22 protein-coding genes are annotated in these 25154 nt (G+C 34.9%); 19 read left to right on the forward strand and 3 right to left on the reverse strand.

Features of this window, described 5'->3' with window-relative positions:
* Positions 1-98 precede the first annotated feature (98 nt).
* Positions 99-1097, reverse strand: a complete 999-nt coding sequence (locus Q7C23_RS00915; RefSeq protein ID WP_375030765.1) for a TlpA family protein disulfide reductase — start codon at positions 1095-1097, stop codon at positions 99-101.
* Between the two features lie 158 nt (positions 1098-1255).
* Here Q7C23_RS00915 and aspS point away from each other — a divergent pair, with 158 nt between their 5' ends.
* From aspS to Q7C23_RS01005, 18 genes are all read left to right on the forward strand, one after another.
* A complete protein-coding gene (aspS, locus tag Q7C23_RS00920) occupies positions 1256-3007 on the forward strand; it encodes an aspartate--tRNA ligase (RefSeq protein WP_375030766.1) in 1752 nt (583 codons plus the stop codon).
* Positions 3008-3363: 356 nt separating this feature from the next.
* Positions 3364-3558 carry a cold-shock protein gene (locus tag Q7C23_RS00925; protein ID WP_007137066.1) on the forward strand — a complete coding sequence of 65 codons (195 nt, stop codon included), beginning with the start codon at positions 3364-3366 and terminating at the stop codon, positions 3556-3558.
* 242 nt (positions 3559-3800) lie between these two features.
* Positions 3801-4166 (forward strand): NADH-quinone oxidoreductase subunit A, encoded by a 366-nt coding sequence (locus tag Q7C23_RS00930; RefSeq protein WP_375030767.1) that lies wholly within the window; start codon positions 3801-3803, stop codon positions 4164-4166.
* A 155-nt stretch (positions 4167-4321) separates the two neighbouring features.
* Positions 4322-4870, forward strand: a complete 549-nt coding sequence (locus tag Q7C23_RS00935) for an NADH-quinone oxidoreductase subunit B (RefSeq protein ID WP_029271568.1) — start codon at positions 4322-4324, stop codon at positions 4868-4870.
* Between the two features lies 1 nt (position 4871).
* The gene (locus tag Q7C23_RS00940; RefSeq protein WP_375030768.1) at positions 4872-5393 is read left to right on the forward strand and encodes an NADH-quinone oxidoreductase subunit C; all 522 of its coding nucleotides are present in this window, start codon (positions 4872-4874) and stop codon (positions 5391-5393) included.
* Between the two features lie 25 nt (positions 5394-5418).
* Positions 5419-6657: an NADH-quinone oxidoreductase subunit D gene (locus Q7C23_RS00945; RefSeq protein WP_194656243.1), complete on the forward strand. Its 1239-nt coding sequence runs from the start codon at positions 5419-5421 to the stop codon at positions 6655-6657.
* Positions 6658-6803: 146 nt separating this feature from the next.
* Complete coding sequence (locus tag Q7C23_RS00950) at positions 6804-7334, forward strand: NAD(P)H-dependent oxidoreductase subunit E (protein ID WP_026982598.1); 531 nt, start codon at positions 6804-6806, stop codon at positions 7332-7334.
* A gap of 1 nt (position 7335) precedes the next feature.
* The gene (gene nuoF / locus Q7C23_RS00955) at positions 7336-8706 is read left to right on the forward strand and encodes an NADH-quinone oxidoreductase subunit NuoF (protein ID WP_099710318.1); all 1371 of its coding nucleotides are present in this window, start codon (positions 7336-7338) and stop codon (positions 8704-8706) included.
* 97 nt (positions 8707-8803) lie between these two features.
* Positions 8804-9835 (forward strand): 2Fe-2S iron-sulfur cluster-binding protein, encoded by a 1032-nt coding sequence (locus tag Q7C23_RS00960; protein ID WP_026982595.1) that lies wholly within the window; start codon positions 8804-8806, stop codon positions 9833-9835.
* Positions 9835-10893: an NADH-quinone oxidoreductase subunit NuoH gene (gene nuoH / locus Q7C23_RS00965; protein ID WP_375030769.1), complete on the forward strand. Its 1059-nt coding sequence runs from the start codon at positions 9835-9837 to the stop codon at positions 10891-10893. Before Q7C23_RS00960 ends, nuoH begins: the two co-directional genes overlap by 1 nt.
* Positions 10894-11076: 183 nt before the next feature.
* Positions 11077-11622 carry a NuoI/complex I 23 kDa subunit family protein gene (locus tag Q7C23_RS00970; protein WP_375030770.1) on the forward strand — a complete coding sequence of 182 codons (546 nt, stop codon included), beginning with the start codon at positions 11077-11079 and terminating at the stop codon, positions 11620-11622.
* Positions 11623-12162: an NADH-quinone oxidoreductase subunit J gene (locus tag Q7C23_RS00975; protein ID WP_035747761.1), complete on the forward strand. Its 540-nt coding sequence runs from the start codon at positions 11623-11625 to the stop codon at positions 12160-12162.
* A complete protein-coding gene (gene nuoK / locus Q7C23_RS00980; protein ID WP_026982591.1) occupies positions 12162-12482 on the forward strand; it encodes an NADH-quinone oxidoreductase subunit NuoK in 321 nt (106 codons plus the stop codon). The genes Q7C23_RS00975 and nuoK overlap by 1 nt, the downstream gene beginning before the upstream one ends.
* A 6-nt stretch (positions 12483-12488) precedes the next feature.
* Positions 12489-14372 (forward strand): NADH-quinone oxidoreductase subunit L, encoded by a 1884-nt coding sequence (nuoL, locus tag Q7C23_RS00985; RefSeq protein ID WP_375030771.1) that lies wholly within the window; start codon positions 12489-12491, stop codon positions 14370-14372.
* A gap of 10 nt (positions 14373-14382) precedes the next feature.
* Positions 14383-15822 (forward strand): NuoM family protein, encoded by a 1440-nt coding sequence (locus Q7C23_RS00990; RefSeq protein WP_375030772.1) that lies wholly within the window; start codon positions 14383-14385, stop codon positions 15820-15822.
* Between the two features lie 63 nt (positions 15823-15885).
* A complete protein-coding gene (locus tag Q7C23_RS00995; RefSeq protein WP_375030773.1) occupies positions 15886-17277 on the forward strand; it encodes an NADH-quinone oxidoreductase subunit N in 1392 nt (463 codons plus the stop codon).
* A gap of 163 nt (positions 17278-17440) precedes the next feature.
* Positions 17441-18214 (forward strand): Bax inhibitor-1/YccA family protein, encoded by a 774-nt coding sequence (locus tag Q7C23_RS01000; RefSeq protein WP_375030774.1) that lies wholly within the window; start codon positions 17441-17443, stop codon positions 18212-18214.
* Positions 18215-18741: 527 nt separating this feature from the next.
* On the forward strand, positions 18742-21585 hold the full coding sequence (locus Q7C23_RS01005; protein WP_375030775.1) for a T9SS type A sorting domain-containing protein: 2844 nt from the start codon (positions 18742-18744) through the stop codon (positions 21583-21585).
* A 78-nt stretch (positions 21586-21663) separates the two neighbouring features.
* Here Q7C23_RS01005 and Q7C23_RS01010 read toward each other — a convergent pair whose 3' ends face one another.
* On the reverse strand, positions 21664-23217 hold the full coding sequence (locus tag Q7C23_RS01010; protein ID WP_375030776.1) for an aldehyde dehydrogenase family protein: 1554 nt from the start codon (positions 23215-23217) through the stop codon (positions 21664-21666).
* Positions 23218-23400: 183 nt separating this feature from the next.
* Between Q7C23_RS01010 and Q7C23_RS01015 the strand changes: the two genes are divergently transcribed.
* Positions 23401-24360 (forward strand): MBL fold metallo-hydrolase, encoded by a 960-nt coding sequence (locus Q7C23_RS01015; RefSeq protein WP_375030777.1) that lies wholly within the window; start codon positions 23401-23403, stop codon positions 24358-24360.
* 212 nt (positions 24361-24572) lie between these two features.
* Here the strand turns inward: Q7C23_RS01015 and Q7C23_RS01020 are convergent, their stop codons facing one another.
* Complete coding sequence (locus Q7C23_RS01020; RefSeq protein ID WP_375030778.1) at positions 24573-25112, reverse strand: 3-hydroxyanthranilate 3,4-dioxygenase; 540 nt, start codon at positions 25110-25112, stop codon at positions 24573-24575.
* Positions 25113-25154: the final 42 nt, after the last annotated feature.

Genomic DNA, 25154 nt, shown 5'->3' on the forward strand with positions numbered 1-25154 from the left:
ATTTTCTAAAAACAAAAAAACCAACGCCGAAGCATTGGTTTTACTGTGATTTTATAAAAATTATAAAATTACTATATCGTTATAATTTCATACAAAAATTAGTTCAATAATGTGTCTAATTGCGTTTGAAGTTCTGGAGAAGAAGGTCTTGCTGCGTTAGCGTCCACGATGTTACCTTTTGGATCTATCAAAATAAATCTGGGAATTCCCGTTACATTGTAACTCGTCACAAACGCAGATTTCCATTCATTATCTGAAAAAAGCTGAATACCTCCAAGTTGCTTGTCCGTTACAAATTTTTGCCATTTATCATGATCTTTTGGAGTATCAACAGAAACACTTACAAATTCAATATTTTTTCCATGATATTTTTCTTCAATTTTCTGAAGAAAAGGAATCTCTGCTCTACAAGGTCCACACCACGTTGCCCACAGATCAATATAAACATATTTTCCTTTTAAATCTGAAAGTTTGGTTTTTCCGCCTTTATGGTTCTCATAATCAAAATCTGGTGATGGTGAATTGTTCATTTTTGCCATTTCCTGCGCCTGCTTGCGATATTCTGCAATTTCAGCTACCGCACGAACACCATTTTCAGTTTCAATTTTTACAAATTCAGGATCTAATTTTTTATTATTTAATCGAACCAAATCGGCAGTCTTTTTTTCTTCAACCAATTTATTAAAAGCAGCATCATCTAATGTTAAAACTGAGTCACTATATAATTTTTCATCAGCTAAAATACGCTGTGCCAAAATATTGTTTTCTAAACTTCCCTTACCAGTATATACAATAGACTCATCAAATTGTTTGGCATCCATTTTCAATTTGATATCATAACCATTTTTCAGAAATAATTCGGTAGATTCTACTCCATCTGATAATCGGCTTCTTCCTCCATCAACCATCAAAGTATCTTTAAAAATGCCTTTTGCATTAACATTAATTGTTTTTACAATTTTTCCATTATTAACAATCTTAATGACATCTCCATTTCTGTTCGCAATATTTGCTTCAAAAGTGACATATTTTTTAGATTGTCCAACTACATTTAATGTGCTGACAAGCACCAGACCGGCAATAAAAAGTTTCTTCATAGGTAATTAAAGTTTGTTTTTAGTATTTCAAATCTAAAGAAATTAAAAGTGCAAATTTTAACAATTAACAAAATATTTAAAATTAATGCACATCAGATTATCACTTTACTATTTTAATTTGAATTTTGTGTTTACTTTTGCAGTCTAAAATTTTGATCATGTATAGAAGTCATAATTGTGGCGAGTTAAACGCCTCAAATATTAATACGGAAGTTACACTAGCGGGTTGGGTTCAAAAATCACGCGATAAAGGATTTATGAATTGGGTTGATTTACGCGACCGTTACGGAATTACACAACTTATTTTCGACGAAAGCCGTACTGATAAAACGGTTTTTGAATTAGCTAAAACACTTGGTAGAGAATTTGTAATTCAAGTAAAAGGAACTGTGATTGAGCGTGAAGCCAAAAACAAAAACATTCCGACTGGTGAAATCGAAATTTTAGTTTCTGAATTAAACATTTTAAATGCAGCTTTAACACCTCCATTTACAATTGAAGATGAAACGGATGGTGGAGAAGATATCAGAATGAAATACCGCTATTTAGATATTAGAAGAAATCCTGTAAAAAACAGTTTATTATTCCGTCATAAAGTAGCAATGGAAGTTCGTAAATATCTATCTGATTTAGATTTCTGTGAAGTTGAAACGCCTTACTTAATTAAATCTACTCCTGAAGGAGCAAGAGATTTCGTTGTACCAAGCCGTATGAACGAAGGACAATTTTATGCATTGCCACAATCTCCGCAAACTTTCAAACAATTATTGATGGTGGGTGGAATGGATAAATATTTCCAAATTGTGAAATGTTTCCGTGATGAAGATTTACGTGCAGACCGTCAGCCTGAGTTTACACAAATCGATTGCGAAATGGCATTTGTGGAACAAGAAGATATTTTGAATGTTTTTGAAGGATTGACAAGACATTTACTCAAAGAGATTAAAGGTATTGAAGTAGACAAATTCCCAAGAATTACCTACGAATATGCTATGAAAACATACGGAAATGACAAACCGGACATCCGTTTCGGAATGGAGTTTGGTGAGTTAAACGAGTATGCACAACACAAAGATTTTCCAGTATTCAATGCTGCAGAATTGGTAGTAGGGATCGCCGTTCCGGGAGCAGGAAATTATACACGTAAAGAAATTGACGGGTTAATTGACTGGGTTAAGCGTCCACAAGTTGGAGCATCAGGAATGGTTTATGCAAAATGCAATGACGATGGAACTTTCAAATCATCTGTAGATAAATTTTATAATCAGGACGATTTAGGACAATGGGCAAAAATTACAGGTGCAAAACCTGGTGACATGATTTTTGTACTTTCCGGACCGGCAAACAAAACACGTGCACAACTTTCAGCACTTCGTATGGAATTGGCAACTCGTTTAGGATTACGTAATCCTGAAGAATTTGCTCCGTTATGGGTTGTAGATTTCCCATTATTGGAACTTGACGAAGAAAGTGGACGTTACCATGCAATGCACCACCCGTTCACCTCTCCAAAACCAGAAGACATGCAATTATTGGAAACTGAACCAGGAAAAGTTCGTGCCAATGCGTATGATATGGTATTAAACGGAAATGAAATTGGAGGAGGATCAATTCGTATTCACGATAAAGCTACCCAACAATTAATGTTCAAATATTTAGGATTTACCGAAGAAGAAGCAAAAGCACAATTCGGTTTCTTAATGGATGCTTTCCAATTTGGAGCACCGCCACACGGAGGATTAGCATTTGGATTGGACAGACTTGTTGCTATTTTAGGAGGCCAGGAAACTATTAGAGATTTCATTGCTTTCCCAAAAAACAATTCAGGACGTGACGTAATGATTGATGCGCCTGCAACAATTGATGATGCGCAACTAAAAGAATTACATATTAAAGTTGATATTCAATAAAATTCTAAAGAATTTCATAATACAAAACTGCAATTATCTTTTTAGTTGCAGTTTTTTTGTTTCATTTCCTAATTCTCAAAAACATAACAAAAGGCAACCTTTATCACAATTACTTTCTAAATTATTCAACAATTACAATAATTGTCAAAATGACCTTAAAGTCAGGCTAATTTTTCTTAGTTCGTTTCCTACAATTAATGATTCTCAAATAAAGCACATCTGTATGGGATTTGATGCAATATAAATAGCGAAAAGACTGTGAATCAATAATTTTTACAAAAAATTAACACCTTATTGTCTTTTGTATGAATTTATATCTTACATTTGCTTCATTATAAATTATTATTACAATTACAATGCGTACAGGTACAGTAAAATTTTTCAATGAATCTAAAGGTTATGGATTCATTACAGACGAAGAAACAGGAAAAGATATCTTCGTTCACGCTTCAGGAATTAACGCGGAAGAATTACGCGAAGGTGACCGTGTAAGCTATGAAGAAGAAGAAGGAAGAAAAGGGAAAGTTGCTGCTAAAGTAGCAGTAATCTAAGAAAAATATAGCAATTTATTTTTTTTGCCTCTGAATGGTTTTAAAACGTTTCGATTTATTTCGAAACGTTTTTTTTTGCTCAAATCTTAAAAAAATATTAAAATTTGAGATTGTTATTTATAATCAATAAAAATTAGACACAAACACCGTTTCTCAACATACTTAAATCATTTTTTATCTTGTGATTTACATAGTTGAAAGTTATCTTTGTGGCTTATTCTTTAAGTAAAAACCCTAAGTTTATGCAATCTGATCAATACAGTTACATTCCTATTCTAATGCAGTTAATTTTAGCTGTTGGTTTTGTGGTAGGAACAATCATAATTTCTGGAAAATTAGGACCAAAAAGAACCTCAGAAGTTAAAGACAAAAACTTTGAGTGCGGTATCGAATCTGTTGGTAATGCCCGTATTCCGTTTTCAGTAAAATACTTCCTGGTAGCTATTTTGTTCGTATTATTTGATGTAGAGGTAATTTTCCTTTACCCTTGGGCAGTAAACTTCAAGGAATTAGGAATGGAAGGAATGCTAAAAATGATTGTTTTCATGTCACTGCTTTTAGTTGGTTTTTTCTATATCATCAAAAAGAAAGCTTTAGACTGGGAATAAGAAATTTTAGATTTCAGATCTTTAGATTTTAGATTGATTTAGAATTTTAGATTTGAAAGACAGTTTCTCAAAATATAATATTGACTTTTAAAATATTGATTTCGATATACAAGATTTACAAAATCTAAAATCAGAAATCTAAAATCTAAAATAAAATGAGCGATTCAAATGTAAATATGGTTGCGCCGCCGGAAGGAGTTGTAGGAGAAGGTTTCTTCGCTACAAAACTAAATGACGTTGTAGGTTTAGCAAGAGCCAATTCCTTGTGGCCATTACCTTTTGCAACTTCATGCTGTGGTATCGAATTCATGGCTACAATGGCTTCACACTACGATTTAGCACGATTTGGTTCTGAGCGTGTGAGTTTCTCTCCTCGTCAGGCAGATATGTTAATGGTAATGGGAACTATTTCTAAAAAAATGGCGCCTATTTTAAGACAGGTTTACGAACAAATGTCTGAGCCTCGCTGGGTAATTGCAGTTGGAGCTTGTGCTTCATCAGGTGGAATCTTCGATACTTATTCTGTTTTACAAGGAATCGACAAAGTAATTCCGGTTGACGTTTACGTTCCGGGATGCCCTCCAAGACCAGAACAAATTGTTGATGGAGTAATGAAACTTCAGGAATTGGTAAGAAGCGAATCTGTTAGACGCAGAAGCTCTCCAGAATACCAAGAATTACTAGCTTCATATAATATTTCATAAGATGGCCTTAGAAAATACCCTGATTCAAGACAAACTTACAGAAACATTTGATTCAAGTGTTTTTAACTTTCAACAAGAAAGAGATATTTTTTCAATAGAAACAACAGCGGATAAAATCACTGCTTTAATTCTTTTTTTGAAAAACGATTCTGATTTACGTTTTCACTTTTTAACTGATTTATGTGGAATTCACTATCCGGACAACGAAGCAGATCGTCAGTTCGCGATAGTATATCACTTACACAACTGGTACGAAAATAAACGTATTAGAATCAAAGTATATCTTAATGGTGAAAAACCAGAGATAAAAACCATTTCAAATATTTTCTTAAGCTCCAACTGGATGGAAAGAGAAACATACGATTTCTTCGGGATTAACTTTATTGGACATCCGCAATTGAAACGTATTTTGAATATGGACGAAATGATCTCTTTCCCAATGCGAAAAGAATTCCCAATGGAAGACAGCGGAAGAACGGATAAAGACGACAGATTCTTTGGAAGAACAACAACAAATTGCTAAAAAATAAATAATTCAACATTATAAAATGTCAGAACTATTATTACCACCAGAGCATCGATATGCTAAAATAATAAAGGAGAAACTAAACGAAGACGGAAGCGAGCTTTCAGTATTGAATTTAGGTCCAACTCACCCTGCAACTCACGGTATTTTTCAGAATATCTTATTGATGGATGGTGAAAGAATTCTTGAGGCTGAACCAACTATTGGTTATATCCACAGGGCATTCGAAAAAATTGCCGAAAATCGCCCTTTCTACCAAATTACGCCTCTTACAGACCGTATGAACTATTGCTCCTCTCCTATTAATAATATGGGATGGTGGATGACTTTAGAAAAATTGTTGAATATTGAAGTTCCTAAAAGAGCGCAATATTTAAGAGTTATCGTAATGGAATTGGCTCGTATTACAGACCACTTAATCTGTAACTCGATTTTGGGTGTAGATACTGGTGCCTATACTGGTTTCTTATACGTTTTTCAATTTAGAGAAAAAGTTTACGAGATCTACGAAGAAATTTGTGGTGCTCGTTTAACAACAAATATGGGAAGAATTGGTGGTTTCGAAAGAGATTGGTCACCAGAAGCTTTCCGCAAATTAGAAGTGTTTTTAAGAGATTTCCCTGTCGCTTGGCAAGAATTTGAAAACTTATTCGAAAGAAACAGAATTTTCCTTGACAGAACTGTAAATGTTGGAGCAATCTCAGCAGAGCAAGCAATGGCTTACGGATTTACAGGTCCAAATTTACGTGCTGCCGGAGTTGATTATGACGTTCGTGTTGCACATCCTTATTCATCTTACGAAGATTTCGATTTTATTGTTCCTGTTGGAAAATCAGGTGATACCTACGATCGTTTCTGTGTTCGTAATGCTGAAGTTCGCGAAAGTTTAAGCATCATTCGCCAGGCTTTAGACAAAATGCCAGCCGGAAACGAATACCACGCAGAAGTTCCGGATTATTACCTTCCTCCAAAAGAAGATGTTTACACTTCAATGGAATCTTTAATTTATCACTTTAAGATTGTAATGGGAGAGGTTCCTGTACCAGTTGCAGAAATCTACCACCCGGTTGAAGGAGGAAATGGAGAATTAGGATTTTACTTAGTTACTGACGGAAGCAGAACTCCATATAGATTACATTTCAGAAGACCTTGTTTTATTTATTATCAAGCATATCCTGAAATGATTAAAGGCGCTTTATTATCAGATGCAATTGTTATCCTTTCAAGTTTAAATGTTATTGCAGGAGAATTAGACGCGTAAAGAATTGCAGATTTTAGAGTTTAGATTGCAGATTGAAAAATCTAAAATTTAAAATCAGAAATCTAAAATTAAAAAAGATTGCAGAATGCTGATTCTAGATACAGATTGAAAAATCTAAAATCTAAAATCTAAAATCCAAAATAAGAATGGAAAGAAAACATTACAAACAAGAAATAAACATGACTGAAGCATTGATGACTCGCATCAATGAATTGATCAGTCATTATCCTGAAGACAAAAGAAAATCAGCTTTGTTGCCTGTTTTGCATGAAGTGCAGGATGCGCATGATAACTGGTTGAGCACTGAGTTGCAGGATAAAGTTGCTGAAATTTTGCACATCAAACCAATTGAGGTTTACGAAGTGGTTACTTTTTATACCATGTACAACCAAAAACCAATTGGAAAATACATGTTCGAATTCTGCCAGACTTCTTGTTGTTGTTTAAATGGTGCTGAAAATTTAATGGATTATACTTCTGAAAAATTAGGCATTAAAATGGGAGAAACAACTCCAGACGGAATGTTTACTATTGCCGGAGTAGAATGTTTAGGTGCTTGCGGATATGCTCCGATGATGCAGTTAGGCGATTTCTACAAAGAGAAATTGACAGAAGAAAAAATCGATCAGTTAATCGCTGATTGTAGAGATGATAAAATAATATTACACGATAAATAAGATGTCACAGAAAATATTATTAGATAAAATCAATGTTCCAGGTATTAAAACCTACGAAGTATATCGCCAAAATGGTGGTTATGCTTCTGTAGAAAAAGCTTTGAAAACACTTACGCCAGACGAAGTTGTTGAAGAAGTAAAAAAATCAGGACTTCGTGGTCGTGGTGGAGCAGGTTTCCCTGCCGGAATGAAATGGAGTTTTATTGATAAAAAATCAGGTAAACCAAGACACTTAGTTTGCAATGCCGACGAGTCTGAACCGGGAACTTTCAAAGATCGTTATTTGATGGAATTTATTCCTCACTTATTGATTGAAGGAATGATTACCTCAAGTTTTGCTTTAGGCGCTAACCTTTCGTATATCTACATTCGTGGAGAATATATGTGGGTTTTCAAAATTTTAGAAAGAGCAATCGCCGAAGCAAAAGCTGCCGGTTGGTTAGGAAAAAATATATTAGGAACAGGTTACGATTTAGAATTACATGTTCACTGTGGAGCCGGAGCTTATATCTGTGGTGAAGAAACTGCACTTATTGAATCTTTGGAAGGTAAAAGAGGAAACCCTCGTATCAAACCACCATTTCCAGCGGTTTCTGGACTTTGGGCTAATCCAACAGTAGTAAACAATGTAGAGACTATTGCGACTGTGCCTTGGATCATTAACAACTCTGGAGATGATTATGCAAAAATTGGAATTGGTCGTTCAACCGGAACTAAATTAATTTCTGCTTCGGGACATATTAAAAATCCAGGAGTTTACGAAATTGAATTAGGCTTAAGTGTTGACGAATTCATGAATTCTGATGAGTATTTAGGCGGAATGTCTTCTAGCAGACCTTTGAAAGCGTTTGTTCCCGGAGGATCTTCAGTGCCAATTTTACCTGCTGAATTGATTTTCAAAACAGCAAACGGTGAAGACCGCTTAATGACTTACGAATCTTTAAGTGATGGTGGTTTTGCTACCGGATCGATGTTAGGTTCTGGAGGATTTATCGTTTATAATGATACTGCTTGTGTAGTAAGAAACACTTGGAATTTTGCACGTTTTTACCACCACGAATCTTGTGGGCAATGTACACCTTGTCGTGAAGGAACTGGTTGGTTAGAAAAAATCTTGTGGAGAATTGAAAACGGTCAGGGCCGTGAAGAAGATATCGAATTATTGTGGAGTATTCAAAGTAAAATCGAAGGTAACACCATTTGCCCACTTGGCGACGCAGCTTCTTGGCCAGTAGCAGCAGCGATCCGTCACTTTAGAGATGAATTTGAATATCACGTTCGTTTCCCTGAAAAAATTAAACATAGAGATCATTTTGTTGCTGAACCTTTCTCGCAAGTGAAACATTTGGTAGGCGGTAAAGTAATCGTATAAAGAAACATATAAAGCAGAAAGTTATAAAGTTAATAATATAAAAAGGACAGCAAATCTTTTTAAATATTCCGACTTTCAACATTCAAATCAATAAGAGATGAAAGTAACCATAGACGGTCAAAGTATAGACGTAGAGCCAGGAACAACGATCCTGCAGGCTGCACGTATGATTGGTGGAGATTTGGTACCGCCAGCCATGTGCTATTACTCAAAATTAAAAGGCAGCGGAGGAAAATGTCGTTGTTGTTTAGTTGAAGTTTCTAAAGGTAGTGAAGCTGACCCTAGACCAATGCCAAAATTAATGGCATCTTGTGTAACAGGATGTATGGACGGAATGGAAGTAAACAGTAAATCTTCTGACAGAGTAACGGAAGCCCGTAAATCTGTAACAGAATTTTTATTGATCAATCACCCGCTTGACTGCCCGGTTTGTGATCAGGCCGGAGAATGTGATCTTCAAAATTTAAGTTTTGAACACGGAAATCCAAAATCACGTTTTATTGAAGAAAAAAGAACATTTGAACCAGAAGATATTGGTCCAAATATTCAACTACATATGAACCGTTGTATTCTATGCCAAAGATGCGTACAAGTTGCAGATCAATTAACAGACAACAGAGTTCACGGAGTATTAGATCGTGGAGATCACGCTAATATTTCAACAGGAATCTCAAAAGCTATTGATAATGAATTCTCTGGAAATATGATTGACGTTTGCCCGGTTGGAGCACTAACAGATAAAACTTTCCGTTTCAAATCAAGAGTTTGGTTCAACAAACCTTACAATGCACACAGAGAATGTACAACTCCGGGATGTTGTGGAAAAACAACCGTTTGGATGTTTGGAGGAGAAATTCAACGTGTAACAGGTCGTAAAGATGAGTATCATGAAGTGGAAGAATTCATCTGTAATTCTTGTCGTTTTGATCACAAAAACGTAAATGACTGGGTTATTGAAGGACCAAGAGAATTTGAAAAAGATTCTGTTATCAATCAAAATAACTACACTCAAAAATTAGAGAAAGTAGAAATCGACACAGAAAAAACTATCCTTATGGGTAGAGATATTGACCGTAAAAAAATTAGTATGGCTGAAATTCCATTGAACACTAACAACAAAATTTCTTAATGATGGTAGATGGTACGTTTATTATAGAGAAAAGTGTTGTAATCGTTGTGGTTTTTGCTATAACAATGATCATGGCAATGTATTCTACATGGGCGGAACGTAAAGTTGCGGCTTTTCTTCAGGATCGTGTAGGACCAAACCGTGCTGGTTGGGGTGGATTATTACAACCACTTGCTGATGGTATGAAATTATTCTCAAAAGAAGAATTTGAACCAAACACGCCTAATAAATTTTTATTCGTTGTTGGTCCGGCAATTGCCATGAGTACGGCTTTGATGACCAGCGCTGTAATTCCATGGGGAGACAGACTTCATGTTTTTGGACGTGATGTTTTATTACAGGCTACAGATGTAAATATTGCTTTATTATATGTTTTCGGAGTAATTTCTGTCGGAGTTTACGGAATCATGATTGGTGGATGGGCTTCAAACAATAAATTCTCTTTGATGGGAGCTGTTCGTGCGGCTTCTCAAATGGTTTCTTATGAAGTTGCCATGGGATTATCAATGATTGCATTATTGATGATGACCGGAACTTTAAGCTTAAAAGAAATTTCTGAGCAACAAGCTGGAATGAACTGGAATGTTTTTTACCAGCCTTTATCTTTCTTGATTTTCCTAATTTGTGCTTTCGCAGAAACAAACAGAACGCCTTTCGATTTAGCAGAATGTGAATCTGAGTTGATTGGTGGTTATCATACTGAATATTCATCCATGAAAATGGGATTCTATTTATTTGCTGAATATGCGAATATGTTTATATCAGCAACTATTATATCAGTATTGTTTTTTGGAGGTTACAATTATCCTGGAATGCAGTGGATGGTAGAAAATGTAGGTGTAAATACAGCTAATATTTTAGGAATCGCGGTATTATTTGCCAAAATCTGTTTCTGGATCTTTTTCTATATGTGGGTTCGTTGGACCATTCCAAGATTTAGATATGACCAGTTAATGAACTTAGGATGGAAAATTTTGATTCCGCTTTCGATCCTTAATATCATAATTACAGGGGTTGTAATTTTAAGACATGATATTGCTGCTTACTTAGGGTTTTAATACCTGAGTGCCCTAGTCCTGACAGAAGTGGTATCCTTTTATGGTGGTCCCGAAGCCTCGGGAACAATAAAAGATACAAGCGGATAGCAGTCCCGATAGTTATCGGGATTCAAATTAAAAATAAAATAGATTGTGGATTTGATTTAAACATCAAATTATAAATCATAAATCATACATTAAAAAATGTCAATAGAAACTATATCATTATCGGGTAGAAAAAAGATGGTCTCGAACAAAGAGATGACTTTTTGGGAGCGATTGTATCTTGTGGCGATTGTGAAAGGATTGCTTATTACACTTAAGCACCTTTTCAGAAAAAAAGTAACCATTCATTATCCGGAACAAGTACGTGAAATGAGTCCGGTTTATCGTGGTCAACACCAGTTGAAACGTGATGAACAAGGTCGTGAAAACTGTACGGCTTGCGGATTGTGCGCTTTATCTTGTCCTGCAGAAGCAATCACTATGAAAGCTGCTGAGCGTAAAGCGGACGAAAAACATTTGTACAGAGAAGAAAAATATGCTTCGATTTATGAAATCAACATGTTAAGATGTATTTTCTGTGGTCTTTGCGAAGAAGCTTGTCCGAAAGATGCCATTTATTTGACAACTTCAAAAGTTTTGGTTCCTTCTAGTTATGAAAGAGAAGATTTCATTTTTGGAAAAGACAGATTAGTGATGCCTCTTGATGTGGCTATCAAAAATGCTCAACTTAATAATGCTAACTAAATGATACATATTCCTGATTTTGCACACGCAACAACTGTACAAATTATATTTTGTTTCTTAGCGTTTATTACGGTAATTACCGCATTTTTGACCATTTTTAGTAGAAATCCTATTCACAGCGCTATTTATCTAGTGATTTGTTTTTTTTCAATTGCTGGTCACTATTTATTATTAAACTCTCAATTTTTGGCTATTGTACATATTATAGTCTACTCGGGAGCGATTATGATTTTATTCCTGTTTACGATCATGTTAATGAATCTAAATGAGCGTCATCAGGTTCACAGACCAAGAATTACTCGTTTGGGCGCTATTGTTTCTTTTTGTTTAATTGTTATTGTATTGATTACAATTTTCATCAATTCTAAACCAATTGTTGGCGAATATGATTCAACCGGAGAAGATTTTCAATCTATAAAAGTATTAGGTAAAATATTATTGAACGAATATATGGTTCCGTTTGAATTTGCTTCGATTTTGCTTTTAGTAGCCATGATTGGAACAGTATTATTGTCTAAAAAAGAAAAATTAAATAAATAATGGGTAATATATTAAATCAAATAGGTATTGAAAACTACATCTTTTTAAGTGTTGTACTTTTTTGTATTGGTGTTTTTGGTGTATTGTACAGACGAAATGCTATTATCGTTTTCATGTCTATCGAAATCATGTTGAATGCAGTTAACCTTTTATTTGTTGCTTTTTCAACGTATCATCAAGATGCACAAGGACAAGTTTTTGTGTTCTTTTCGATGGCAGTTGCTGCAGCAGAAGTTGCGGTAGGATTGGCCATTTTAGTTTCTATTTTTAGAAATTTAGGCTCAATTAGTATCGATAATTTAAAAAATTTAAAAGGATAAATGGAAATGGATACCAATTTAGCTTTAGTCTTAGTTTTATCTCCTTTTTTAGGATTTTTAATCAATGTTTTTTTCGGGAAAAGCTTAGGAAAAACAGTTTCGGGTATTATCGGAACCCTTGCCGTAGCAATTTCTTTTGTGGTTACTCTTATACTTTTTAATCAAATTACTTCAACTGGAAAAGCCATTCAGGTAACTTTATTTGATTGGATCCAGATCAGTAATCTTCATATTAATCTAGGATTTTTATTAGATCAATTATCAGTTCTTTGGTTGCTTTTTGTTACCGGAATTGGATCATTGATTCACTTATACTCTATCAGTTACATGCACGATGATGAGAATATGCATAAGTTTTTTGCTTATTTGAATCTGTTTATATTCTTCATGATTACATTGGTAACTGGAAGTAACTTATTAGTATTGTTTATTGGTTGGGAAGGTGTTGGACTTTGTTCGTACTTATTAATCGGATTCTGGCATAAAAATCAGGATTACAATGATGCTGCGAAAAAAGCTTTCATCATGAACAGAATTGGAGATTTAGGTTTATTAATCGGAATGTTCATTTTGGGTGCAATGTTCTCCACCTTAGATTATGCAACTTTAAAAACGGCGATTGCCGGAGCGACAAATCTAAACATACCTTTGCTTTCGTTAGCAGCTTTATGTTTGTTTATTGGAGCTTGTGGTAAATCGGCACAGATTCCATTATACACCTGGTTACCTGATGCGATGGCTGGACCAACTCCGGTATCGGCATTGATTCACGCAGCGACAATGGTTACTGCTGGTATCTTTATGGTAACGAGATTAAACTTTGTTTTTGATTTAGCGCCAGACGTTCAGACTGTAATAGCTATTGTTGGAGCTGTAACTTCATTAGTTGCTGCAACAATTGGTTTGGTTCAGACTGACATTAAAAAAGTATTGGCCTACTCTACCGTTTCTCAATTAGGCTTAATGTTTTTAGCTTTAGGATTCGGTGCTTATGAAGTAGCTGTTTTTCACGTAATCACTCACGCTTTCTTCAAAGCTTGTTTGTTCTTAGGATCAGGATCTGTAATTCACGGATTGCACGGAGAACAAGATATGCGCAAAATGGGTGGTTTGCGTAAAGCAATGCCAATCACATTCTGGACCATGTTAGTTTCCTCATTAGCGATTTCAGGTGTTCCTTTGTTTTCCGGTTTCTTCTCTAAAGATGAAATCTTAATGACTGCTTTTCACCACAGTATTCCGCTTTACATTATTGGATCTGTTGCTTCAATCATGACGGCATTTTATATGTTCAGATTGATGTTCCTTACTTTCTTTAAAGAGTTTAGAGGGACTGAAGAGCAAAAACACCATCTACATGAAAGTGACGGATTAATTACTTTCCCATTAATGATTTTAGCCCTTTTGGCAACTTTTGGAGGTCTTATCAGTCTTCCTGGAAATAGCTGGTTAAATGAATATATGGCTCCGCTTTTCACTAAAGTGGCCGGAGAAGAGCACCATTTAGGTGCAACTGAATATACACTTATGGGTGTTGCTGTTTTAGGTGGATTGATCGGTATTTTAATTGCTTATATCAAATATTTCAAACAAGCTAATGTTCCTGAAGCAGATGAAAACATCACTGGTTTAACCAAAGTTTTATACAACAAATATTATGTAGATGAAATTTACGATGCCGTATTTGTACGCTCTATCAACGGATTGTCAAAATTCTTTAGAGACTATGTTGAAACTGGCTTATCAGCAGTTGTTTTCGGATTAGGTAAAGTGACTAATGAACTGGCTTTTCAAGGTAAAAAATTACAAAACGGAAGTATCGGATTATATCTGTTTGCTTTTGTTTTGGGTCTTTGTGCCATTATTTCCTATATATTTTTAGCTCAATAATTTTATAACTATGAACGTTTCTCTTATATTAATTATTCTTTTAATTGGTGCATTTGCCACTTATTTTGTTGGTGATAAACTAGCATCAAAAGTAGCTTTGTTCTTTAGTTTGGCAGCTCTGGGCTGTTCGGTTGTATTGTTAAATCATTTTTGTGCTGGCGATAACATCAGTGTAATTAATGCGTGGATTACACAACCTAAAATTTCATTTGCTTTAAATGCTGATGGATTGGCAATTGCTATGCTTTTATTAACGGTAGCTTTGACTCCTATTATTATATTCTCTTCTTTTGGAAATGAATATAAAAATGCAAAAGGTTTTTATGCTTTAATTTTATTTATGGCTTTTGCAATGACAGGAACTTTCCTGGCTGCAGATGGTCTTTTGTATTATATTTTCTGGGAATTAGCTTTAATTCCGATTTACTTTATCGCACTTATTTGGGGTAACGGAGATGCTGAAGAACGCAGAAAAGCAGTAGTTAAATTCTTTATTTACACACTTGCCGGTTCATTATTCATGTTGGTTGCTTTCATTTACTTGTACCAAAAAGCTGGAAGTTTCTTAATCGAGGATCTATACAAAGTAAGCTTATCTGCTGATGAGCAGTTATGGATATTCTTAGCTTTCTTCTTAGCTTATGCTATTAAAATTCCAATTATTCCTTTCCACACCTGGCAGGCAAATGTGTACCAAAAAGCACCAACCGTTGGAACTATGCTTTTATCAGGTATCATGCTAAAAATGGGATTATATAGTGTTATTCGTTGGCAATTGCCAATTGCACCTCTTGCTGCAAAAGAATACATGCCTATTTTCATTGCTTTAGGAGTTGCTGGTGTAATCTACGGATCAATCGTTGCTTTGAGACAAAAAGATTTAAAGAAATTATTAGCTTATTCTTCTCTTGCTCACGTTGGATTAATTGCTGCAGGAACTTATACATTAACAGTTGATGGTTTACGTGGAGCCGTTTTACAAATGATTGCTCACGGTTTTGTTGTTGTTGGATTATTCTACGCAGCTGAAATTATTTACAGAAGATACGAAACGAGAAATATTTCAGAAATGGGTGGCATCCGTACACAATCGCCAAAATTCACTTCTATGTTTTTAATATTGGTATTGGCTTCTGTAGCTTTGCCAGGTACTTTTAACTTCGTTGGAGAATTTACTGTTTTGTATAGTCTTTCTCAAATCAATATTTGGTTCGCTGTTTTAGGTGGAACAACTATTATTTTAGGAGCTTATTATATGCTTAAGATGTTTCAGGGTGTAATGTTAGGAGAAACGAATTCGAAAACTTTTGCAGATGTAACTGTTAATGAAGGAATCTCATTAGTAGTAATTATCGCTGTTTTAATTTTCTTCGGATTTTATCCAAAACCAATTACAGATTTGATTACACCAAGTTTAGAAACGATTTTAAGCGTTATCAATAAAAATTAATATTTTAAATAAAAATAAATTAGGACATCTGTAGTTTGGATTTCCTAAATCAAAAAAGCAAAAATGAATACATTAATAGCTATAACAGGATTGGGTATTTTCTGCCTATTATTTGAAATTCTTAATTTAAGAAAAGCCATTGTTCCAATTACCATTCTGGGTTTATTGGGCGTTTTGGCAATTAATTTTTCTGAATTTGGATCAACAGAAAGTTACTACAACAATATGATCACAGTGAGTAAATTCTCTACTGCATTCTCATCATTGTTCATCATCCTGACCATTTTCCTAGTGGCATTAAGTCATAATTTCTATGAAAACCATCCAACCAAAATTTCAGATTTTGTTGCTATAAAAATATTTTTATTGGCTGGAGGAGTTGCAATGGTATCTTTTGGAAACTTAGCAATGTTTTTCTTAGGAATCGAAATTTTATCAATTGCATTGTATGTACTTGCTGCAAGTGAGCGTTTGAATTTGAAAAGTAACGAAGCTGGTATGAAATACTTCTTGATGGGATCATTTGCATCAGGAATTATCCTATTTGGTATCTGTTTGATTTACGGTGCGATGGGAAGTTTTGATGTAGTTGAAATCAGCGAAAATTCTTTATCAGCTGAATTGCCAATATGGTTTCCTATTGGGATGGTTTTGATGGTTATCGGAATGTTGTTTAAAGTAGCTGCAGTTCCATTTCACTTTTGGGCTCCGGATGTTTATGAAGGATCACCTGCATTGACCACTGCTTTAATGAGTACTTTGGCAAAAGTTGTAGCTATTGCCACATTATATAAATTAATCTCAGCGTTAAATTTAATCCCATCACTTGAGAATCAGGATTTATTACCAACTTTTGAAACAATTGTAGTAATCATTTCTATAGCTTCGATGACTGTTGGAAATATTATGGCATTGCGTCAGGTAAATGTAAAACGTATGTTGGCATTCTCAGGAATCTCACATGCAGGTTTTATGTTGATGACTTTATTGACAATTGCAACTTCAGCCGGAGTATTATTATATTATACAGCTGCTTATGCATTAGCAGGAATCGCTGCATTTAGTGTTATTTTATACATTTGCAAAAATCAGGATAACGAAGATATTACGAATTTCCATGGTCTAGGAAAAACGAATCCGTTATTGGCTGCAATCTTAACCGGATCCTTATTATCGATGGCTGGTATTCCGATTTTCTCTGGATTCTTTGCTAAATTATTTTTATTTAACCAAACAATTGAATCTGGTTATATCGCTTTAGTTATTGTAGCTGTTGTCAACTCAATCATCAGTGTTGGATATTATTTCAAACTAATTCTGGCAATGTACTCTAAAGAACCGAATCAGGAGCGTACCGGAAAACCATTCCTTATCTATGCTGTTGCAATCGTTTCAATGGTATTAAATATTGTTTTAGGTTTATTTCCATCTTTAGTTTTAGATTTATTGAACTAAATATTTCATCAAAATAAATACAGGTCCATCAAGAGTTTTTTTGATGGACTTTTTATTTTAAAGCCTTTTTAAGTAACGAAAATTTCATGTTAAAAATTTAACGCAAACAAGTGCACTTCAAAAAAACTCCATATATTTGAATACAATTAAATGTATTAGAAATATGAACTTCAATTCAAAAAATCCATTTTTAAGCGACAAGCGTTTTTCATCAAATGCTGTTTCAAAAGCTGAAGAAGTGCACGAAGCAAAGATTATTGATTACAATCAGGAAATGACTTTGTCAGGTACTATCAATAAAACAGCTATTTTATTTTTAATTTTAACAGCTGCTGCTATGGTAACATGGTGGATGGCATTTAACGGAATGAATCCTATTGTACCCGCTTTTGGAGGTGCAATTATTGGTCTAATTCTAGTTGTTGTGTCTTCTTTCAAACCGCATCTTTCTCCTTATTTAGCCCCAGGTTATGCCTTATTTGAAGGTTTATTTATTGGAGGAATCTCTGCTATTTTTGAAATAAAATATCCCGGAATTGTTGTCAACGCTGTAAGCGCAACCTTAGTAACTTTTCTAGTTTGCTTAGGTTTATATAAATTTAAAATTGTAAAAGTTACAGAGCAATTTAAGTCTGTAGTTATTGCTTCTACACTGGCAATAGCAACATACTATTTATTTTCATGGTTAGCTTCTCTAATTTTCAATTTCACACCAGTACATTACGGAAACGGTATGATGAGTATTGGAATTAGCGTTTTTGTAATTATCATTGCAGCATTAAATCTTTTCTTAGATTTTGATCAAATCGAAAAAGGGGTTCAACAAAGAATGCCAAAATTCATGGAATGGTTTGGCGCTATGGGATTAATGATCACCCTGGTTTGGTTATACGTTGAATTTTTAAGATTACTATCTAAATTATCAAGTAAAGACTAAATTTACACTCTTCAACATATTTTAAAAGCCTTTTTGAGTTTTCAAAAAGGCTTTTTTTATGCGCTAATTTTACCTTCGTTTTATCCTCTTCCGTAAAAAAAAAGAAGAGTGTTTTTTAAGCTAAGCCACTAAAAAAGTAATCGAATAAATTCTTTTTTAATGAAAATTTACTGCTTTAAAAAACTAAAAAGTAATCTTTTTCATTCAAAAATATAGTAGTGCCCCAATATTTGATTTAAAATTAAAAAAGGCCTTTTCAAAAATAAAGTTCCAATCTTCAACTTCAGGAAAGCTAATAAAATCAAGACTTTTTACGGTTTATTTTTGTATGTAATAAATTACAATTTATGCAATTTATTACATTATTACAAATACAAGGCGTAATTTTTTACACAATATTATTTTTTATTACAAAAATACTAAGAATTTGAAAAAATCATATATTTTTGTGTAATCGATTACAAAAAAAATTAAAGTAAAAAATTAAGAATCCACATTAACTATTTAACCACTTAAACCAAACAATTATGAAAAAAAACCTACTTTTTCTGACTGTGTTTTTTCTTACCGTCCAAATTTGGGCCCAACAAGTTCAAATCAACGAAGCATCCGGCTGGCTGGAATCGGCTTTTGTAAAATGGCAGCCCGTTAGTGGCGCACAAACGTACAACGTCTACTACACCGGGCAAGGGGTGACAGACAAAAAAATTGATGATCAGCTTATTCGTAGTTATGGAAGTTACTTTAGAGCTGATATTCCAGGATTACAGGCCGGAACCTACACTGTAAAAGTAAAACCTGTAATTTCTGGTGCTGAAGGAACCGGAACAACGACCGGTAATTTAACTGTTGCCGCACAGGACCGTAATGGCTTTGCTTTTGCCGACGGTCGCGTTCCCGGCGGATACAAAGCAGATGGAACTCCAAAAGACAATGCAGTAATTGCCTACATTACTCCAAATACCAAAAACACCATTTCAATGAACATCACTGGTGCGAGCTCAAATCCTTGTGTTGGTTTACAAAATATTTTGTACGCTATCAAAAAAGGACAAGACACACGCCCGTTTATTTTCCGATTGATAGGAAATGTTACTGATTTAACGGTAATGGAAGGCGGAGATATTGTTATCGAAAACGCCAATAATGCATCAAGCTATATTACTTTAGAAGGTGTAGGAACAGATGCTGTTGCAAATGGCTGGGGAATCCGACTTAAATCAGCTTCTAACGTAGAAATTAGTAATATTGGCGTTATGAATTGCAATAGTACTGCAGGAGACAATATTGGAATGCAACAAGCTAATGATCATATTTGGGTTCATAACTGCGACTTGTTTTATGGAAATGCAGGAAGCGATGCAGACCAAATCAAAGGAGATGGAGCTCTTGACAATAAAACATCAACTTACATTACTTTATCTTACAATCACTTTTGGGATAGTGGAAAAGCAAGTCTGCTTGGTTTAAGCGAAGGAACAACAAGTGGTTTGTACATCACATATCACCATAACTGGTTTGACCACTCTGATTCTCGTCACCCTCGTGTACGTTATTATTCAGCCCATATTTATAACAACTATTTTGATGGTGTTTCTAAATATGGTTCAGGATCAACATTAGGTTCTTCTCTATTTATTGAGGGAAACTATTTCCGTAATACTAAAAATCCAATGCTAACGTCTTTACAAGGAACAGATATCTGGGACGAAGCCAATCAGGTAAATAATGCCGGAACAATGGGAACTTTTTCAGGTGAAGCTGGTGGATCAATCAAAGCGTTCAATAATACTTTTGATGCCTCAATCGGAACAAATGATATGCGTTTTGTCGCTTATAATGATCCAAATCCTTTGTACAATATTGCTGGTAAAATTAGTTCAACAACTGATTTTGATGCTTATGTTGCAACAACAAGAGGCGAAACGGTAAGCAGCGCCGTTAAATCTAAGTCTGGCGCAAATACATATAATAACTTTGATACCGATGCTGCATTTTATGTGAAAAACTTAGTTGTAGACCAACCTGCAACTGCCAAAACAAAAACAACGCAATACGCGGGACGTATTTCCGGAGGAGACTTAAAATGGACTTTTGACAATAATGTAGATGACAAATCTTCACTTGTAATTACCGCTCTTAAATCGGCATTGACTAATTATTCGGGAACTCTTGTTGCAGTACAAGGAGAAGGAAACCCTCCGGCAAGTTCTCAAACCTTAACTTCTACAGGTAATAACAATCAAACCGTAACAAGCGGAACTGCCATTGCAACAATTGTATTTACATGGGGCGGAGATGCAACAGATGCTACTGTTACTGGATTACCAGCTTCAGGAATTAGCTTTGTAAAAAATACTACAGCTAAAACAATCACTATTACAGGAACTCCAACGGCAACATTATCATACTCAATTGCCACAACTGGTACTGGAACACCTGCAACTGGATCTGGAACAATTACGGTTAATCCGGCAGGAACTCAAACACTAACTTCAACTAGCAACAACAATCAAACAGTTGTGAGTGGTGCGGCTATTAGTTCAATTGTTTTCACTTGGGGAGGAACTGCAACTGATGCAACTGTTACTGGATTACCAGCTTCAGGAATTAGCTTTGTAAAGAATACAACGGCAAAAACAATCACGATTACCGGAACGCCAACAGCAACCTTATCTTACTCAATTGCTACAACAGGAAGCGGAACACCTGCGACAGGTTCAGGAACAATTACCGTTACCACCGGAACGCCAAGTGGAGATCAAATTCACAACTTTACAACTTCTGGAAAAACAAGTTCCTTTTATGCTATTACAGGAAATATGAATTCTACTCCTGGATCTGTAACTTATGACGGATTGACTTTAACAGCACGTTTAAAAATTGAATCAAGTACTTCAATTACTTATACAACTACAAGTGCTTCAACCTTAACTTTAGTTTTTGATTCTAATTTTACAGGAACAATTAAAGTAAACAACGTTTCTTACACCGCATCAGCCGGAATCGTTACGGCTTCAATTCCTGCAGGTTCAAACACAATTACTAAAGGATCTGTTGCAAACTTGTTCTACATCAGTACACATTATACTGGCGGTACAGCTCGTATGGCACAAACAACAGAAGTTGTTGCAGAACCGGAAACTGCGAAAATAATTTTATATCCAAATCCGGTTGCTGATGTTTTATATCTTACTAAATCAACTCAGACAATAGAAAAAGTTCAGGTTTATAATATGTCTGGTACATTAGTTAAGAGTGCTGAAAAGGATGCTGAAAGTATCGATTTCAGCAGTTTAATTGCAGGAACTTATTTAGTAAAAGTGTATACGAATGATGGTTCATTCAATCAGACCATTCTTAAAAAATAAAACTCATAAAACAGGTTTCAAAAATAAAAGGCTTCCAAATTTGGAAGCCTTTTTACATTATTTAAGTTTTAGAACTTGCTACAAATCAAATTTAATCCCTTGTGCCAAAGGCAAACTTGTAGTATAATTGATTGTATTCGTTTGACGTCGCATATAGATCTTCCAGGCATCAGAACCAGATTCTCTACCTCCTCCGGTTTCTTTTTCTCCTCCAAAAGCACCACCAATTTCAGCACCTGAAGTTCCAATATTTACATTTGCAATTCCGCAATCTGATCCAACCACAGATAAAAATCTTTCGGCTTCACGCAAATTATTGGTCATAATTGCAGAAGACAATCCTTGTCCTACTCCATTCTGAATTTCGATTGCATTATCCACTTCACCAGAATATTTAATTAAGTATAAAACCGGAGCAAATGTTTCATGCTGCACAATTGCGAAAGAGTTTTCAGCCTCAGCAATTGCAGGTTTTACATAACAGCCACTTTCGTAACCATCACCTGAAAGCACTCCACCTTCTACTAAAATTTTACCACCTTCAGCAACAACCTTATTTAAAGCGATTGCATACATTTCAACTGCATATGTGTCAATAAGTGGTCCAACATGATTGTTTTCGTCAAGCGGATTTCCGATACGTAATTGTTTATAGGCTGCCACTAAAGCATCTTTCACTTTATCGTAAATACTTTCGTGAATAATTAAACGACGAGTTGATGTACAACGCTGTCCAGCAGTTCCTACGGCTCCAAAAACAGCCCCAATAACAGTCATTTTAATATCAGCATCCGGAGTTACAATAATGGCATTATTCCCACCTAACTCCAACAATGATTTTCCTAAACGTCCGGCTACAGCCTGTGCAACAATTTTCCCCATTCGGGTTGACCCTGTTGCAGAAATTAAAGGTATACGAGTATCTTTTGTCATTAACTCCCCTATTTTGTAATCGCCATTAATCAAACATGAAATTCCTTCCGGAAGATTGTTTTCTTTGATAACCTGAGCGATAATATTTTGGCATGCAATTCCGCATAAAGGTGTTTTTTCAGAAGGTTTCCAAACACAAACATCTCCGGAAATCCATGCTAAAGCCGTATTCCAAGACCAAACTGCTACCGGAAAATTGAATGCCGAAATGATTCCGACAACGCCCAATGAATGATATTGCTCATACATACGGTGCCCTGGTCTTTCAGAGTGCATTGTTAATCCGTGCAATTGACGAGACAATCCTACTGCAAAATCACAGATATCGATCATTTCCTGAACTTCTCCATATCCTTCCTGCAATGATTTTCCCATTTCATAAGAAACCAACTTACCCAGCGCTTCTTTATTCTGACGTAATTTTTCTCCAAACTGACGTACAATTTCACCACGTTGTGGCGCAGGAATCAAACGAAATGTTTTGAATGCTTCCGTCGCTGAACGCATTACTTTTTCGTAATCTTCCTGTGTTGACATTTTTACCGAAGCAATTAATTTTCCATCAACTGGTGAAAAACTATCCAGAATTTCTCCTGATGAAAAGTATTGTAATCCTGTTGATGTTCCGTCATTTATCAATTTGATGCCCAATTTATCCAGAGCCTCATTCATTCCAAATTGCGATGCTATTGTTGTCATTGTAACTTTTTTAGTTAAAATTGTTATATTTTTTTTGTAAAGATATTATTTCGAGCTGAATTCTGATCCAATTCCATCATTAAAAACAAAGTAAATTTAGGGCTATTTATGATGAATTTCGGAAATATGGATCGTTTTATTCGCTTTAATTCATGAAATTTGCCTTAACAAAATTACTTAAATATGACCATTTTCAATCGTATTCTGCTGTGCTTCTTTTTAATCTCATTGAATGCTTTTTCGCAAAAAACAGAGAAACCTTCTTTTCAGGTTGTTCCTTTGGGAGTAAAAGGCGGTATTGACGAAAAAAATCTATCGGCTTATTTATTGGCACCAATCAATACGAACGATTATATCAGTTTGGATGCAGGAACTATAAATGCCGGAATTGAAAAAGCAATCGAAAATAAAAGTTTCAAAGTTTCAACGAGCGAAGTTTTGAGAAAGTATATAAAAGGGTATTTCATTTCGCATGCGCATCTCGATCATGTTTCAGGTTTAATAATTAATTCTCCTGCCGATTCAGCTAAGACCGTTTATGCTACTACTAAATGTATGGAAATGATGAAAAATCATTATTTTAATGATCAGAGCTGGGCTAATTTTGGAGATATAGGCCCCGGAAAACCCTTGAAAAAGTATCATTTCCAAACTTTAAATATTGGCGAAGAAATTCCAATTACCAATACTACAATGACAGTAAAAGCTTTTCCGTTAAGCCATGTCAATCCTTTTGAGAGTACAGCTTTTTTGATTAAAAATGGAGATGCTTACGCTTTATATTTAGGAGATACGGGACCTGATGCAGTAGAGAAAAGTAACGATTTGAAAGATTTATGGACAGCAATTGCTCCACTTGTAAAAAACAAACAACTAAAAGGAATTTTTATTGAAGTATCCTTTCCAAACGAACAGCCGGACCAATTTTTATTTGGCCATCTGACTCCAAATTATTTGATGAAAGAACTTCACGTTTTAGAAGAGTTAGCTGGAAAAGGAACTTTGAAAGGTTTTAAAATTATTGTGACGCATTTAAAACCGCCAACAAAAAATATTGTAACGCTTAAAGAACAGATCAAAAATCAGAATGATTTAGGAGTACAAATTATTTATCCTGATCAAGGGAAACGTTTTGAATTGTAGTTTTTCTTTAGCCGCAGATTATTAGATTAAAAAGATTTTTCTTTTGGTATTGATCTTTGTCAAAGTTTAAAACTTTGACAAAGATTCATGATTACAAAAATTAATTTTCTTTTGAAAATGAGTGCCCTAGCGCCGATAGAAGTGGAAATCCTTTTGCTTTTTCCATTAAAAAGCAAAGATTGGAACGATAGCGGGATTAGCTCCTAATTAAACTACTTCTTCGCCACAAAACTCGGATCAGATTCCATTACACTTCCACAATTATCACAAGTTCTTAACTCTTCTGAATTATAGAAATGTTCAAAATGAGGCAAGAAATCTTTCTCGATATTGTGTAACTCAAAATACACTTCGTATAATTTATGGTTGCAGTTATCGCAATGCCAAAGCAATCCGTCGGTATAACCTTTTCCGGCGCGTTTGCGCTCTATTACCAATCCAATTGAGCCAGCTGAACGAACCGGAGAATGCGGAATCTTTGCAGGATGCAGGTACATATCGCCGGCATTCAATTCCATTTCTTTGCGTTCACCATCTTCCTGAATCACAACTTTTATGCTTCCCTCAAGCTGATAAAAAAGCTCCTCGGTTTCATTGTAATGATAGTCTTTTCGGGCATTTGGGCCCGCCACAACCATTACAATATAATCACCGGAATCAACATAGAGATTTTTATTTCCAACTGGTGGTTTTAATAAATGACGGTTTTCGTCAATCCATTTAGTAAGATTGAAAGGTTTTGCTATTGACATGTTTTAAGATACTAAGTTTCTGAGTAGCTAAGTTAAGGAAAA

The sequence above is a fragment of the Flavobacterium sp. LAR06 genome, assembly GCF_041946075.1.
Lineage (GTDB): Bacteria > Bacteroidota > Bacteroidia > Flavobacteriales > Flavobacteriaceae > Flavobacterium.

Excerpts from the sequence above, each read along its gene's own strand:
- Q7C23_RS00915 (WP_375030765.1), bottom strand. The coding sequence starts at position 1,097 with ATGAAGAAACTTTTTATTGCCGGTCTGGTGCTTGTCAGCACATTAAAT.
- aspS (WP_375030766.1), top strand. The coding sequence starts at position 1,256 with ATGTATAGAAGTCATAATTGTGGCGAGTTAAACGCCTCAAATATTAAT.
- Q7C23_RS00925 (WP_007137066.1), top strand. The coding sequence starts at position 3,364 with ATGCGTACAGGTACAGTAAAATTTTTCAATGAATCTAAAGGTTATGGA.
- Q7C23_RS00930 (WP_375030767.1), top strand. The coding sequence starts at position 3,801 with ATGCAATCTGATCAATACAGTTACATTCCTATTCTAATGCAGTTAATT.
- Q7C23_RS00935 (WP_029271568.1), top strand. The coding sequence starts at position 4,322 with ATGAGCGATTCAAATGTAAATATGGTTGCGCCGCCGGAAGGAGTTGTA.
- Q7C23_RS00940 (WP_375030768.1), top strand. The coding sequence starts at position 4,872 with ATGGCCTTAGAAAATACCCTGATTCAAGACAAACTTACAGAAACATTT.
- Q7C23_RS00945 (WP_194656243.1), top strand. The coding sequence starts at position 5,419 with ATGTCAGAACTATTATTACCACCAGAGCATCGATATGCTAAAATAATA.
- Q7C23_RS00950 (WP_026982598.1), top strand. The coding sequence starts at position 6,804 with ATGGAAAGAAAACATTACAAACAAGAAATAAACATGACTGAAGCATTG.
- nuoF (WP_099710318.1), top strand. The coding sequence starts at position 7,336 with ATGTCACAGAAAATATTATTAGATAAAATCAATGTTCCAGGTATTAAA.
- Q7C23_RS00960 (WP_026982595.1), top strand. The coding sequence starts at position 8,804 with ATGAAAGTAACCATAGACGGTCAAAGTATAGACGTAGAGCCAGGAACA.
- nuoH (WP_375030769.1), top strand. The coding sequence starts at position 9,835 with ATGATGGTAGATGGTACGTTTATTATAGAGAAAAGTGTTGTAATCGTT.
- Q7C23_RS00970 (WP_375030770.1), top strand. The coding sequence starts at position 11,077 with ATGTCAATAGAAACTATATCATTATCGGGTAGAAAAAAGATGGTCTCG.
- Q7C23_RS00975 (WP_035747761.1), top strand. The coding sequence starts at position 11,623 with ATGATACATATTCCTGATTTTGCACACGCAACAACTGTACAAATTATA.
- nuoK (WP_026982591.1), top strand. The coding sequence starts at position 12,162 with ATGGGTAATATATTAAATCAAATAGGTATTGAAAACTACATCTTTTTA.
- nuoL (WP_375030771.1), top strand. The coding sequence starts at position 12,489 with ATGGATACCAATTTAGCTTTAGTCTTAGTTTTATCTCCTTTTTTAGGA.
- Q7C23_RS00990 (WP_375030772.1), top strand. The coding sequence starts at position 14,383 with ATGAACGTTTCTCTTATATTAATTATTCTTTTAATTGGTGCATTTGCC.
- Q7C23_RS00995 (WP_375030773.1), top strand. The coding sequence starts at position 15,886 with ATGAATACATTAATAGCTATAACAGGATTGGGTATTTTCTGCCTATTA.
- Q7C23_RS01000 (WP_375030774.1), top strand. The coding sequence starts at position 17,441 with ATGAACTTCAATTCAAAAAATCCATTTTTAAGCGACAAGCGTTTTTCA.
- Q7C23_RS01005 (WP_375030775.1), top strand. The coding sequence starts at position 18,742 with ATGAAAAAAAACCTACTTTTTCTGACTGTGTTTTTTCTTACCGTCCAA.
- Q7C23_RS01010 (WP_375030776.1), bottom strand. The coding sequence starts at position 23,217 with ATGACAACAATAGCATCGCAATTTGGAATGAATGAGGCTCTGGATAAA.
- Q7C23_RS01015 (WP_375030777.1), top strand. The coding sequence starts at position 23,401 with ATGACCATTTTCAATCGTATTCTGCTGTGCTTCTTTTTAATCTCATTG.
- Q7C23_RS01020 (WP_375030778.1), bottom strand. The coding sequence starts at position 25,112 with ATGTCAATAGCAAAACCTTTCAATCTTACTAAATGGATTGACGAAAAC.